Source organism: Streptomyces coelicoflavus (assembly GCF_045041415.1).
Taxonomy (GTDB): Bacteria; Actinomycetota; Actinomycetes; order Streptomycetales; family Streptomycetaceae; genus Streptomyces; species Streptomyces coelicoflavus.
On record NZ_CP108218.1, the window covers coordinates 2,549,738 to 2,563,063 of the forward strand.

11 protein-coding genes and 1 pseudogene are annotated in these 13,326 nt (G+C 70.9%); 9 read left to right on the plus strand and 3 right to left on the minus strand.

What is annotated here, in order from left to right; all coding sequences use genetic code 11:
- Positions 1-71 precede the first annotated feature (71 nt).
- Positions 72-1,748 carry an ATP-binding protein gene (locus tag OHA99_RS11035; RefSeq protein WP_405695555.1) on the plus strand — a complete coding sequence of 559 codons (1,677 nt, stop codon included), beginning with the start codon at positions 72-74 and terminating at the stop codon, positions 1,746-1,748.
- The gene (locus OHA99_RS11040; protein WP_381502025.1) at positions 1,745-2,434 is read left to right on the plus strand and encodes a response regulator; all 690 of its coding nucleotides are present in this window, start codon (positions 1,745-1,747) and stop codon (positions 2,432-2,434) included. The genes OHA99_RS11035 and OHA99_RS11040 overlap by 4 nt, the downstream gene beginning before the upstream one ends.
- 22 nt (positions 2,435-2,456) lie before the next feature.
- Here the strand turns inward: OHA99_RS11040 and OHA99_RS11045 are convergent, their stop codons facing one another.
- Positions 2,457-2,996: a hypothetical protein gene (locus OHA99_RS11045; RefSeq protein ID WP_153177868.1), complete on the minus strand. Its 540-nt coding sequence runs from the start codon at positions 2,994-2,996 to the stop codon at positions 2,457-2,459.
- A 258-nt stretch (positions 2,997-3,254) separates the two neighbouring features.
- Positions 3,255-4,010: an SDR family NAD(P)-dependent oxidoreductase gene (locus OHA99_RS11050; RefSeq protein WP_153177869.1), complete on the minus strand. Its 756-nt coding sequence runs from the start codon at positions 4,008-4,010 to the stop codon at positions 3,255-3,257.
- 123 nt (positions 4,011-4,133) lie between these two features.
- Between OHA99_RS11050 and OHA99_RS11055 the strand changes: the two genes are divergently transcribed.
- The 5 genes and pseudogenes from OHA99_RS11055 to OHA99_RS11075 all read left to right on the plus strand — a co-directional run bounded on the left by OHA99_RS11055 (position 4,134) and on the right by OHA99_RS11075 (position 8,752).
- Positions 4,134-4,568 carry an Rrf2 family transcriptional regulator gene (locus OHA99_RS11055; RefSeq protein WP_405695558.1) on the plus strand — a complete coding sequence of 145 codons (435 nt, stop codon included), beginning with the start codon at positions 4,134-4,136 and terminating at the stop codon, positions 4,566-4,568.
- A 182-nt stretch (positions 4,569-4,750) separates the two neighbouring features.
- On the plus strand, positions 4,751-6,127 hold the full coding sequence (locus OHA99_RS11060) for an extracellular solute-binding protein (RefSeq protein WP_345962347.1): 1,377 nt from the start codon (positions 4,751-4,753) through the stop codon (positions 6,125-6,127).
- Positions 6,124-7,068, plus strand: coding sequence for a carbohydrate ABC transporter permease (locus OHA99_RS11065; RefSeq protein WP_164383190.1), 945 nt, complete (start codon positions 6,124-6,126; stop codon positions 7,066-7,068). The genes OHA99_RS11060 and OHA99_RS11065 overlap by 4 nt, the downstream gene beginning before the upstream one ends.
- A 1-nt stretch (position 7,069) precedes the next feature.
- Complete coding sequence (locus OHA99_RS11070; protein WP_405695559.1) at positions 7,070-7,933, plus strand: carbohydrate ABC transporter permease; 864 nt, start codon at positions 7,070-7,072, stop codon at positions 7,931-7,933.
- Positions 7,934-8,037: 104 nt separating this feature from the next.
- A pseudogene (locus OHA99_RS11075) lies at positions 8,038-8,752 on the plus strand (helix-turn-helix domain-containing protein).
- Between the two features lie 16 nt (positions 8,753-8,768).
- Here OHA99_RS11075 and OHA99_RS11080 read toward each other — a convergent pair.
- Positions 8,769-9,794 (minus strand): ATP-dependent 6-phosphofructokinase, encoded by a 1,026-nt coding sequence (locus OHA99_RS11080; RefSeq protein ID WP_003973572.1) that lies wholly within the window; start codon positions 9,792-9,794, stop codon positions 8,769-8,771.
- 200 nt (positions 9,795-9,994) lie between these two features.
- On the opposite strand from OHA99_RS11080, the gene pta reads away from it, so the two are divergent.
- Entirely contained in the window at positions 9,995-12,088 is a 2,094-nt protein-coding gene (gene pta / locus OHA99_RS11085) for a phosphate acetyltransferase (protein WP_405695561.1), read from the plus strand.
- Positions 12,085-13,305 (plus strand): acetate kinase, encoded by a 1,221-nt coding sequence (locus tag OHA99_RS11090; RefSeq protein WP_405695563.1) that lies wholly within the window; start codon positions 12,085-12,087, stop codon positions 13,303-13,305. The genes pta and OHA99_RS11090 overlap by 4 nt, the downstream gene beginning before the upstream one ends.
- Positions 13,306-13,326: the final 21 nt, after the last annotated feature.

The following is a 13,326-nucleotide window of genomic DNA, read 5'->3' on the forward strand; positions in this document are numbered from 1 at the left end:
TCCCGGCATGTGAGCGCGGTCACCCTTGCGTTCATTTAGTTCACAATCCGGCCAGGAGAGAGACTGGCGGCATGCACCTCCGCGTCCCGAGACCCCGCCCCCGCAGTCTGGCGGGGCAGCTCTTCGCCATGCAGGCCGTCCTCATAGCGGTCGTCGTGGTCGGGTACGCGCTGTTCACCTACCTGAGCGACCGGGGGCAGGCGGAGGAGGCCGCCGGACGCCAGGCCAGGGCCGTGTCGCTGGCGATCGCGGACTCGCCGTCCGTGGCGGAGGCGATCCGCACCCCGGACCCGACGGACCGCCTCCAGCCGTACGCGGTGCGCGTCATGGAGGACACGGACGTGGACTTCGTGACGATCATGGATCCGGAGGGCATCCGCTGGACCCACCCGGACCCGAAGCAAATCGGCCATCCCTTCCAGGGCCACATCGAGCGCGCGCAGCGGGGCCAGACCTTCACCGAGACCTACACGGGCACGCTCGGCCCCTCGGTCCGGGCGGTCACACCGATCACGGACGACGGCCGGATCGTCGGTCTGGTCAGCGCGGGGATCAAGGTCGAGGAGATCAGCAAGCGGGCTCAGGAGCAGCTCACGGCCCTGTCGGGGGTGGCGGCCGGGGCGCTGCTGCTCGGTGCGGTCGGGACGTACGTGATCAACGCGCGGCTGCGCCGGCACACCCACGGCATGAACGCGGACCAGCTGAGCCGGATGCACGACTACCATCAGGCGGCGCTGCACGCGGTGCGGGAGGGGCTGCTGATGCTGGACGGGCAGTACCGCGTCGCGCTCATCAACGACGGCGGACGGGAGCTGCTCGGCGTGCACGGTGACGTGGTCGGTGCCTCGGTGGCGGACCTCGGGCTGCCGTCGCAGCTGACCGGGGCGCTGCTGGCGTCGGAGCAGCGGGTGGACGAGGTGCACCTGGCGGCGGACCGGGTGCTGGTGGTGAACACCTCGCCGGTCTCCGGCGGTGAGCGCCGGGGCACGGTGGTGACGCTGCGGGACGTGACCGAGTTGCAGTCGCTGACGGGCGAGCTGGACTCGGAGCGCGGTTTCACGCAGGCGCTGCGCTCCCAGGCGCACGAGGCGGCGAACCGGCTGCACACGGTCGTCTCGCTGATCGAGCTGGGGCGGGCGGAGGAGGCCGTGGAGTTCGCCACGGCGGAACTGGAACTGGCGCAGGCGCTCACCGACCAGGTGGTGGCGGCGGTGAGCGAGCCGGTGCTCGCGGCGCTGCTGCTGGGCAAGACGGCGCAGGCCAACGAGCGGGGAGTGGAGCTGGTGGTGTCGCAGGACAGCCGACTGGACGACGGACTGCTGCCGCCGTCGCTGCCCGCCCGGGACCTGGTGACGATCCTGGGCAACCTGGTGGACAACGCGGTGGACGCGGCGCAGGGCGCGGTGCCGTCGCGGGTGACGGTGGCGGCGTACACGGAGAGTTCCGGGTCCCGTGGCTCCGAGCTGGTCCTGCGCGTGTCGGACACCGGCGCCGGGGTCGATCCCGCCCACGCGGACCTGGTCTTCGAGCGGGGCTTCTCGACCAAGCCGGCCGGCGAGGGCGGCCGCGGCCTGGGCCTCGCCCTGGTCCGGCAGGCGGTGCGGCGGCACGACGGCACCCTGACCGTGACGGGGGCGGAGGGCGGCGGCGCCCGCTTCGAGGCCCGGCTGCCGCTGGGCGACGCCGGGGGCCGCGGGGCGGCACCGGCCACCGCGGCGGGCAGACCGGGCGCCGGGGGTGCGGTGTGAGCACGGCCGAGCAGCCCATCCGGGTCCTGGTCGTCGAGGACGACCCGGTCGCCGCCGACGCGCACGTGATGTACGTCGGCCGGGTCCCGGGGTTCACGGCGGTCGGCAAGGCCCACACGGGCGCCGAGGCCCGCCGCATGCTGGACCGCACGCCGGTCGACCTGCTCCTGCTCGACCTGCACCTGCCGGACGTGCACGGACTCCAGCTGGCCCGGTCGCTGCGGGCGGCGGGGCATCACACCGACGTGATAGCGGTGACGTCGGCACGGGACCTGACGGTCGTACGGGAGGGAGTCTCCCTGGGCGTCGTCCAGTACGTCCTGAAGCCCTTCACCTTCGCCACCCTCCGCGACCGCCTGGTGCGCTACGCGGAGTTCCGGGGCACCGCCGGGGAGGCCAGCGGCCAGGACGAGGTCGACCGCGCCCTGGCCACCCTGCGCGCCCCCGGTCCGGCGGCCCTGCCCAAGGGCCTCAGCGGCCCGACCCTGGAACGGGTCACGGGCGCCCTGCGCGGCTCGGAGGAGGGCCTCACGGCCGCCGGGGTCGCCGAGGCGGTGGGCATCTCCCGCATCACGGCCCGGCGTTACCTGGAGCACCTGGTCGACGCGGGCCGGGCGGGGCGGAGCCCGCAGTACGGGCAGGTGGGGCGGCCGGAGCTGGTGTACCGGTGGGTGCGGGGGCGGTGAGCCGGGCCGCCCGGGGGGCCGCTCACGCCGCCTTCGTGTACCAGACGATCTGTGAGGCAAGCCCCGCCAGGACGAGCGCCTCCAGGACCGAGAGCCCGATGAGCAGTCCACCGGCGTCCCCGTTCGACCAGAAGACGATCAGAGCCGCCAGCGGTACGACACAGAACGCGGTCAGGTCGATGACGGTCTGGACCGCCTTCCGGGACCGGCGCCGCGTGTCCCTCCGGTGGTACGCCTCCCAACCGAAGGTCGTGAAACCGCCGCCGCTTCCCGCGAGCTCGGCCAGCCGGGGACCCAGATCGTCCCGGACGTAGAGCCCGATCGCCGAGATCTTCTCGTCGTTGACGAGATACGTCCACCCGAGGACGACGCACACAGGCGGCAACGCCAGCAGCATCGAGGGCTGCTTGGCCTGCGCCGTGGCGGCGATGACGGCGGCCACGACGGCCAGCGTCACGTAGAGCAGGTTGTCCCGGAACCCGATCCTCGCCTTCTGCTCGCCCTTCACGCTCTCGTACTCGGCGAGCAGCAACTGGCCTACGGTGACGTCCTGTTCCGGCACGCGACCTCCCTCTCCCGGCGGTGACTCCTGACTATGCCGGACGTCCGGCCACCTCATCCCCGGCCTGGCAGGACGAGGTCCAGCCGGCTCGCCGTCACGGACAGGGACACGGGCTCCGGCCGCGAGGAGAGGATCCCGCGCGACGTCACCCGCAACGTCCGCACCGGCACACCCCGGCGTGACCACGCACACGCGGGTCGTTGGCGGTGCGCGCCCCGAAGGGGCGATGTCCTCGGGGCGCGCGGGAGGGGTTCGGGTTCAGGCGTTGTAGCCGCCGTGGGCGTCCAGCACCGCGCCCGTGACGTACGACGCGGCGGGACTCGCCAGGAAGGCGATCGCCGCGGCGATTTCGTCGGGGCGCCCCATGCGTTGCAGGGACAGCGAGCTGAGCAGGGCCTTGAGGGTGTCGGGGTCCGGCGGCTGCATGCCGCTGTCCATCAGCCCGGCTTCCACGACGTTGGCCGTGATGTCGCGGGGCCCGAGGTCACGTGCGACCCCCATGGTGTACCGCTCGACGCCTGACTTGGTCGCCGAGTAGTCGGCAACGCCCGGGACGCCGACCCTGGAGCCCAGTCCGGAACTCACCGTGATGATGCGGCCGCCCGTGCGCAGAACTCGGGACGCGGCCCGGATGACGGCGATCACGCCGAGGTAGTTGGTGGCGTGCATCCGGTCCAGTGCGGCGGTGTCGGCGTCCGGGTCGTCCACCGTGCGGCCCTGCTCCACCGAGATCGCCGCGTTGTTGACGAGGATGTCCAGGCCGCCGAAGTGCGCGACCACGTCGTCGATCAGCGCCGGCGCGCGGCTCGTGTCCGCCTGGTCGGACTTGAAGGCGACGGCCTTGGCTCCCTTGCCGTGCACCTCGTCGACGACGGCCTGCGCCTGCTTCTCGGAGCTGACGTAGGTGAAGGCGACCTCGGCGCCCTGCTCGGCCAGCAGTCGTACGGTCGCGGCTCCCAGTCCGCGCGATCCTCCGGTGACCAGGGCGACCTTGCCCGTGAGTGGCTTGCTCATTCTTCTCACCTCGTTGGTTGATCCCTTCCGGCTGTCGCAACGTTAATTGTTACGACAGCCTGTTGCAACCTTAACTGTTACGACTGCTGTAGGATGAAGCACCGTGGTCGAGAGGAGGGGCCCATGAGCGCCAACAGCAAGCTGACCATCGCCGCCCACGCGCTGGCCTGGATCGGCCTCTACCAGCGCCAGGGCCATGAGGTCGCCACCTCCGAGCAGATCGCGGCCAGCGCGAACACCAACCCCGTGGTGATCAGACGGCTGCTCGGCGAGCTGCGCAGGGCCGGGCTCGTGGAGTCCCGGCGAGGCGTGGGCGCGGGCTGGTCGCTGGCCCGCGAGCTGGAGTCGATGACCCTGCTCGACGTGTACGAGGCAGTGGAGTCCGGCCCGCTGTTCGCCATGCACCGCACCACCCCGGACCAGGGTTGCGTGGTGGGTCACGGCATCCAGCCGGCCATGCGGAGCATCTATGAGGGCATCGAGGCGACCCTGAGGCACGAGCTGGCCCGCGTCACGCTCGCGAACGTGCTCCAGGACGTACTCGCGGCACATCGCTAGCCTCTGGATCGTGGACGAGGGCCTGTGGGCGCTGATCGAGCGCAACTCGCCAAGTACCGCGCCCCCTGGACGCACCTCCTCCAGGGGTAAACCCGCGCACACGCATTGACCTGACTAGACCACTCCTCTTACGTTCGCCACGCAGCCATCCAGGCCACAGCGTCGTGCGCCCGTAGGAGGTCATGCCCGTGCGCCCCACCGTCCGGTTCACCGCCCTGTTCGCCCTCACCGCGCTCGCCTCCACCACCCTCGCCGCCTGCGGAAGCGGTTCCGGCAGCGATCCGGACACCGTGAAGGTCTCCTTCAAGCAGTCGACGGACAACTCCGTCAAGGTGATGGACACCTACCTCGGCGACATCAAGAAGCAGTTCGAGAAGGCCAACCCCGGCAAGAAGGTCGAGCTGGTGCCGATCAAGGCGCCGGACTCGGAGTACTACACCAAGCTCCAGCAGATGCTCCGCTCCCCCAAGACCGCGCCCGACCTGGTCTACGAGGACACGTTCCTCATCAACTCCGACATCACCAGCGGGTATCTGAAGCCGCTCGACGAGTACCTGGCCGAGTGGAAGGACTGGGACCGGTTCATCGACACGGCGAAGGCGGCCGCGAAGGGCGAGGACGGCAAGACGTACGGCGTGCCGGACGGGACGGACACCCGGGGGCTGTGGTTCAGCAAGGACGTGTTCGCCAAGGCGGGGCTCCCCGCAGACTGGCAGCCGAAGACCTGGGACGAGGTCCTCGACGCCGCCCGCACGATCAAGGAGAAGGTCCCCGGCGTCACCCCGATCAACGTCTACACCGGCAAGCCCGCCGGCGAGGCCGCCACCATGCAGGGCTTCGAGATGCTGCTGTACGGGACGGGGGACGGCGGCACCGACCCGCTGTACGACAAGGGCGGCAAGAAGTGGATCACGGCGGGGCAGGGGTTCGAGGACTCCCTCGCCTTCGTCGAGACGGTGTACAAGGAGAAGCTCGGTCCTGAGGTCTCCGACGCGCTCGACCCCAACTTCGGCACGAAGGTGCGCGGTGAGCTGCTGCCGCAGGGCAAGCTCGGGATCGCGCTCGACGGCTCCTGGCTGCCGCAGGACTGGCTGGAGGGCAGCGGGCACGAGTGGCCCGAGTGGTCGAAGGAGCTGGGGCTCGCCGCCATGCCCACCCAGAACGGGCAGGCGCCGGGACGGGTGAGCATGTCCGGCGGGTGGACCTGGGCCATTCCCGCCAAGGCGGGCAACCCGGACCTCGCCTTCGAGTTCGTCAAGACGATGCAGACCAAGGCCAACGCCCAGAAGTGGTACATCGCCAACTCGGGCATCGCGGTCCGCGAGGACGTCGCGAGCGACCCCGCCTACGTCGCGGCCCAGCCCGGCATCAAGTTCTTCACCGACCTCGTCGCCGACACCCACTACCGGCCCGCCTACCCGGCGTACCCGAAGGTGTCCGTCGCCATCCAGGAGGCGATGGAGGGCGTCACGACCGGTGACAAGTCGGTCGAGGAGGCGGCACGCGACTACGACGAGGCGCTCAAGGAGGCCACCGACAACCAGGTGGTGAGCAGGTGACGGCGACCGCGCCGGGGCGCGCGGGGCCGGAGGTCCGTAAGACCCCGGCCTCCCCGGCCGTCTCCGGCGGGCGGACCGGCACCGTGCGCCGGTCCCTGTTCCGCGCCCTGCCCGTCTCCCCCGCCGTCGTCCTGCTGCTGCTCTTCCTGGCCGGCCCGATCGTCTACTGCGTGGTCATCGCCTTCACCGACCTCCAGCTCACCGGTCAGGCCGAGGAGTCCTTCGTCGGCTTCGACAACTTCACCCGTGCCTTCCGGGACGAGGCGTTCCTCAACGCCGTATGGCTGACCCTGGTGTTCACCGTGCTGTCCTCGCTGATCGGGCAGAACACGCTGGGGCTGGCGCTGGCCTCGCTGATGCAGCGGGCGTCGAAGCCGGTCCGGACGCTCACCGGTGGCATCGTTGTCACGGCCTGGGTGCTGCCGGAGGTGGTGGCGGGCTTTCTGCTCTACGCCTTCTTCAAGCGCGAGGGCACCCTCAACGCCATCCTGGACTGGCTCCACCTGCCCTCCCAGAACTGGCTGTTCACGCTGCCGATCCTGGCGGTGTCCTTCGCCAACGTGTGGCGCGGCACGGCGTTCTCGATGCTGGTGTACTCGGCCGCGCTGAACGAGATCCCCAAGGAGGTCACCGAGGCCGCCGAGGTGGACGGCGCGAGCGGCTGGCGCCGGATGTGGCACATCACGCTGCCGATGATCCGGCGCTCCATCGGCACCAACCTGATGCTCAACACCTTGCAGACGCTGTCGGTCTTCGGGCTGATCTGGGTGATGACGCGGGGCGGGCCGAGCGGCAAGAGCCAGACGCTGCCGCTGTTCATGTACGAGCAGGCCTTCCAGAACAGCCTGATCGGGTACGGCACGGCGGTGGCACTGCTGCTGCTGCTGATCGGCTCGCTGTTCTCGGTCGTGTACCTGCGCCTGCTGCGGACGGAGGTCTGACATGGCATCCACGGTCACGTCCCGTACGCCCCGCCGCACCCCCGCCGCCCGGCGCAACCGGCGCACCGCCGCCGACGCCGGGCTGCTGGTGGCGGCCGCGGCCTTCGTGCTGCCGCTGGCCTGGGTGGTGCTGTCCGCCCTCGACCCGCACGCGAGCCTACGGGTGAAGGTCCCCGACGGGGTGACGCTGGACAACTTCGACGCGATCCTCACCCCGGAGATCACCTTCACCCCGCTGCTCAACAGCCTGATCCTGTGCGGCGGGGCGACGCTGCTGACGGTGGTGTGCGCGGCGCTCGCGGCGTATCCGCTCTCCCGTTTCCGGTCGCGGCTGAACCGGCCGTTCCTGCTCACCATTCTGTTCGCGACCAGCCTGCCGATCACGGCGATCATGGTGCCGGTCTACGCCCTGTTCGTGCGAGTGAACATGATCGACACCATGCAGGGGACGATCTTCTTCTTCGCCGCCTCGCAACTGCCCTTCGCGATCTGGCTGATGAAGAACTTCATGGACGGGGTGCCGAAGGAGCTGGAGGAGGCGGCGTGGACGGACGGGGCGTCGTCGTTCCAGTCACTGCTGCGGATCGTGCTGCCGCTGATGGGACCGGGCGTGGCGGTGGTGACGGTGTTCTCGTTCGTGATGATGTGGGGGAACTTCTTCGTCCCCTTCATGCTGCTGCTCTCCCCGGACCAGATGCCCGCCTCGGTCAGCATCAACGACTTCTTCGGCAACCGGGGCATGGTGGCGTACGGGCAGCTGGCGGCGTTCTCGATCGTCTACTCCACGCCGGTCGTGCTGCTGTACGTACTGATCTCCCGGCGGCTGGGCGGGGGCTTCGCGCTGGGCGGGGCGGTCAAGGGGTGAGGGCTCCAGGAGGGGCGCGCGGCGGGCCGGCCGCGCCCGTACGTTCCTACAATCCGTATCGCTGGCCGAACAGCCCGTAGTCAGCACTGCCCCGGACCTCTACGGTGTGGCGCGTGCGCCGACCCTCACCTCACCCGGGCCATTCGGGCCCCCCGTTCAACGCCCTCGCCGCCCGCCGGCTGCGTGCCGCCCTCAACATGGGGCCCGAGCACGTCGCCCACGGCATACGGGTCTCGTACGGCCTGCCTGTACGTCACCCCCGACCACGTCATCGCCTGGGAGCGGGGGACGGTCTCCCCCGAGGGCCCGGAGCTGACCGCGCTCGCGGGGGTGCTGTGGTGCTCGCCCGGTGAGCTGATCGGGCGGCCGCAGTCGCTGCGCGAGCACCGCGTCGCCCGCGGTCTGGCGCCGGAGGACGTGGCCCGTGCGGTCGGACTCGGGCTCCCGGCCTACCTGCGGATGGAGGAGGCGGACGACTGGCGCGGCACCGACCGGCAGTCGGCCCAGCTCGCCGACGTGCTCGGACTGACGCTGCCCGACTTCGTGACCGTCACCGGGCGCGAGGAGAAGCTGGCCGATCTGCTGACGAGCGCGGTGACCACCCGCTGGCAGGGGTGTGTCCGCCCGATCGCCAAGCTGGCGCCGCTGGACCGGCGCGTCTTGGAGAACGTCCTCCAGGTGCTGCACCAGGACTACCAGGGGCGGATGACCGCCACCCTCAGCTGGGGCGGCGGCTCGGCCGACTCCAGCGCCGGGGGCCGGGACTTCCTCGACCGGATCGTGGACCACTTCTGGTCGGCGGTCGAGAAGCACCCGTGAGCCGTGCACCCGGGGCCTAGAAGACCGACTCCGCCTCGTCCATCCGGTCCTTCGGCACCGTCTTCAGCTCGGTGACCGCCTCCGCGAGCGGCACCATCACGACGTCCGTGCCGCGCAGCGCCGTCATCCGGCCGAAGTCGCCCCGGTGCGCGGCCTCCACCGCGTGCCAGCCGAAGCGGGTGGCGAGGACGCGGTCGTACGCGGTGGGCACGCCGCCGCGCTGGACGTGGCCGAGGATGACCGGCTTGGCCTCCTTGCCGAGCCTGCGCTCCAGCTCGAAGGCGAGCGCGGTGCCGATGCCCTGGAAGCGCTCGTGGCCGAACTTGTCGATCGCGCCCTTGCCGTAGTCCATCGAGCCCTCGGCGGGGTGGGCGCCCTCGGCGACGCAGACGACGGCGAACTTCTTGCCGCGGGAGAAGCGCTCCTCGACCATCTTGACCAGGTCTGCGGGGTCGAAGGGGCGCTCGGGCAGGCAGATGCCGTGGGCGCCGGCGGCCATGCCGGACTCCAGGGCGATCCAGCCGGCGTGCCGGCCCATGACCTCGACGACCATCACGCGCTGGTGGGACTCGGCGGTGGTCTTGAGGCGGTCCATCGCCTCGGTCGCGACGCCGACGGCGGTGTCGAAGCCGAAGGTGCGGTCGGTGGAGGAGATGTCGTTGTCGATGGTCTTCGGCACGCCGACCACCGGCAGGCCCGCGTCGGACAGCATCCGGGCGGCCGTGAGGGTGCCCTCGCCGCCGATCGGGATGAGGGCGTCGATGCCGAAGTTCTGGATCATGTCGCCGGCGTTCTCGCAGGCCTCGCGGAGCCGGTCGCGCTCCAGACGGGAGGAGCCGAGGATGGTGCCGCCGCGGGCGAGGATGCCGCTGACCGCGTTGAGGTCCAGGGCGCGGTAACGGCCGTCCAGCAGCCCCGCGTAGCCGTCCTCGAAGCCGATGACCTCGTCGCCGTAGTTGTCGACCGCTCGGTGCACGACCGACCGGATCACTGCGTTCAGGCCGGGGCAGTCGCCGCCTGCGGTGAGTACGCCGATACGCATCGTGCTGTGTCTCCTGCTCGCTGTTGACACCGGTGAGCCGGTCCAATTGTTCCACGGCCCGGACGGCGGTGGACGACCGACGGACGACGGTGGGCGCTGACGGGCGCCGTAACGGTCGCCAGAGGTACGGTCAAGAGGGTTCCGCAGCCCGACGAAACGCTCATCCCGAGACGCCCGGCCCTACGAAACGGAGAGCACGCGTGACGCGCAGCGTGTACGTGACCGGTATCGACCGCGGCGACGGCCGCCAGGTCGTCGAGCTGGGGGTGATGGAGCTGCTCACCCGGCAGGTCGACCGGGTCGGCGTGTTCCGTCCCCTGGTGCACGACGGGCCCGACCGGCTCTTCGAGCTGCTGCGCGCCCGCTACCGGCTCGGGCAGGACCCGGCGACGGTCTACGGCATGGACTACCAGGAGGCCTCCCTCCTCCAGGCCGAGCAGGGCGTGGACGAGCTGGTGTCCGAGCTGGTGGACCGGTTCCACCTGGTGGCGCGGGACTACGACGTCGTCCTCGTCCTCGGCACCGACTACGCCGACACCCAGTTCCCCGACGAGCTGTCACTGAACGCGCGGCTCGCGAACGAGTTCGGCGCCTCGGTCCTTCCCGTCGTCGGGGGCCGCAAGCAGACCGCCGAGTCGGTGCTGGCGGAGACCCACAACGCCTTCCGCGCCTACGACGGGCTCGGCTGCGACGTGTTGGCCATGGTGACCAACCGGGTCGCGCGCGAGGACCGGGACGAGATCGCCGAGCGGCTGGAGCACCGGCTGCCGGTGCCGTGCTGGGTGGTGCCGGACGAGCCCGCGCTGTCCGCGCCGACGGTCTCCCAGATCGCGCACGCCCTGGGCGCCCGGGTGGTGCTCGGGGACGACTCCGGGCTCGCCCGCGACGCGCTGGACTTCGTCTTCGGCGGGGCGATGCTGCCCAACCTGCTGGCCGCGCTGACCCCGGGCTGCCTGGTCATCACGCCCGGCGACCGTGCCGACCTGGTGATCGGCACGCTGGCCGCGCACAGCGCCGGCACCCCGCCGATAGCCGGGGTCCTGCTGACCCTGAACGAGGTGCCCGGCGAGGGCATCCTCACCCTCGCGAACCGGCTGGCCCCGGGCACCCCGGTGCTGTCGGTGACCGGCACCAGCTTCCCCACCGCCGAGCAGCTGTTCTCCCTGGAGGGCAAGCTCAACGCGGCCACCCCGCGCAAGGCGGAGACCGCGCTCGGCCTCTTCGAGCGGTACGTCGACACCGCCGAGCTGAACCAGCGGGTCTCGGCGCCCAGCAGCGACCGCGTCACGCCGATGATGTTCGAGCACAAGCTGCTCGAGCAGGCCCGTTCCGACCTGCGCCGGGTCGTCCTGCCGGAGGGCACCGAGGAGCGGGTGCTGCACGCGGCGGAGGTGCTGCTGCGCCGGGGCGTGTGCGAGCTGACGCTGCTCGGTCCGGTCGAGCAGATCCGCAAGAAGGCCGCCGACCTGGGCATCGACCTCGGCGGCGCCGAGCTGATCGACCCGGCCGCCAGCGAGCTGCGGGACTCCTTCGCCGAGAAGTACGCCGCGCTGCGCGCCCACAAGGGCGTGACCGTGGAGCTGGCGTACGACGTGGTCTCCGACGTGAACTACTTCGGCACGCTGATGGTGCAGGAAGGGTTCGCCGACGGCATGGTGTCGGGCTCCGTGCACTCGACGGCGGCGACCATCCGGCCCGCCTTCGAGATCATCAAGACAAAGCCGGACGCGGCGATCGTCTCCTCCGTCTTCTTCATGTGCCTGGCCGACAAGGTGCTGGTGTACGGCGACTGCGCGGTCAACCCGGACCCGGACGCGGAGCAGCTCGCCGACATCGCGACGCAGTCCGCCTCGACCGCCGCGCAGTTCGGGGTGGAGCCGCGGATCGCGATGCTGTCCTACTCGACCGGCACGTCCGGTTCCGGCGCGGACGTCGACAAGGTGCGCGAGGCCACCGAGCTGGTCCGCTCGCGCCGCCCGGACCTCAGCATCGAGGGGCCGATCCAGTACGACGCGGCGGTCGAGCCGTCGGTGGCCGCGACCAAGCTGCCCGGTTCGGCGGTCGCCGGGCAGGCCAGCGTGCTGATCTTCCCCGACCTGAACACCGGCAACAACACGTACAAGGCAGTGCAGCGCTCGGCCGGTGCCATCGCGGTCGGCCCGGTGCTCCAGGGCCTGCGCAAGCCGGTCAACGACCTGTCCCGGGGCGCGCTCGTGCAGGACATCGTCAACACCGTCGCCATCACGGCGATCCAGGCCCAGCAGTCCCCCAGTGAGAAGGCGTCCGACCAGTGAGCGGCTCCCGTGTCCTCGTTCTCAACTCCGGCTCGTCGTCGGTGAAGTACCAGCTGCTCGACATGCGCGACGGCCGCCGGCTGGCGGTGGGCCTCGTCGAGCGGATCGGCGAGTCCGGCTCCCGGCTCAAGCACTCCCCGGCGGACGGGGAGAGCCGCGAGCGGAACGGGTCGGTGCCCGACCACGACGCCGCGTTGAAGGCGATGGCGGCCGAGCTGGACCGGGACGGCCTGGGCCTGGACTCCTCCGAGCTGGCCGCGATCGGGCACCGGGTGGTCCACGGCGGTCTGCGCTTCACCGAGCCGACGGTGGTCGACGACGCCGTGCTCGCCGAGATCGAACGGCTCATCCCGGTCGCGCCGCTGCACAACCCGGCGAACCTCACCGGCATCCGCACCGCGCAGGCGCTGCGCCCGGACCTGCCGCAGGTCGCCGTGTTCGACACCGCCTTCCACACGACGATGCCGGAGTCTGCGGCCCGCTACGCGATCGACGTCGAGACCGCCGACGCGCACCGGGTGCGGCGCTACGGCTTCCACGGCACCTCGCACGCGTACGTCTCCCGCGAGACGGCGAGGCTCCTCGGCCGGGCTCCCGAGGACGTGAACGTGATCGTGCTGCACCTGGGCAACGGGGCGTCCGCCTCGGCCGTGCGGGGCGGGCGGTGCGTGGACACCTCCATGGGGCTGACGCCTTTGGAGGGGCTCGTGATGGGTACGCGCTCGGGAGACACGGACCCGGCCGTCATCTTCCATTTGATGCGCGTTGGCGGAATGTCCGCCGACGAGATCGACACTCTTCTCAACAAGAGGAGCGGTCTGATCGGGCTGTGCGGCGACAACGACATGCGGGAGATCCGCCGCCGTGTCGACGCCGGCGACGAGCGGGCCGGGCTGGCCTTCGACATCTACATTCACCGGCTCAAGAAGTACATCGGCGCCTATTACGCCGTTCTCGGACGGGTGGACGCCGTGGCGTTCACGGCCGGGGTCGGGGAGAACTCGGCGCCGGTGCGCGAGGCGGCCGTGGCGGGCCTGGAGGGGCTCGGCCTGGTGGTGGACGGCGGGCTGAACGCCGTACGCGGCGACGGGGCGCGGCTGATCTCGCCCGCGGACGCGCGGGTGGCGGTGGCGGTGGTACCGACGGACGAGGAAATGGAGATCGCGGCACAGACCTACGCGCTGGTAAATGATTCGGGGAATCAGAATCTCACCTGAGCGGCATCCCGCCCTTTTGTA

Excerpts from the sequence above, each read along its gene's own strand:
- OHA99_RS11035 (WP_405695555.1), top strand. The coding sequence starts at position 72 with ATGCACCTCCGCGTCCCGAGACCCCGCCCCCGCAGTCTGGCGGGGCAG.
- OHA99_RS11050 (WP_153177869.1), bottom strand. The coding sequence starts at position 4,010 with ATGAGCAAGCCACTCACGGGCAAGGTCGCCCTGGTCACCGGAGGATCG.
- OHA99_RS11055 (WP_405695558.1), top strand. The coding sequence starts at position 4,134 with ATGAGCGCCAACAGCAAGCTGACCATCGCCGCCCACGCGCTGGCCTGG.
- OHA99_RS11060 (WP_345962347.1), top strand. The coding sequence starts at position 4,751 with ATGCCCGTGCGCCCCACCGTCCGGTTCACCGCCCTGTTCGCCCTCACC.
- OHA99_RS11070 (WP_405695559.1), top strand. The coding sequence starts at position 7,070 with ATGGCATCCACGGTCACGTCCCGTACGCCCCGCCGCACCCCCGCCGCC.
- OHA99_RS11080 (WP_003973572.1), bottom strand. The coding sequence starts at position 9,794 with ATGCGTATCGGCGTACTCACCGCAGGCGGCGACTGCCCCGGCCTGAAC.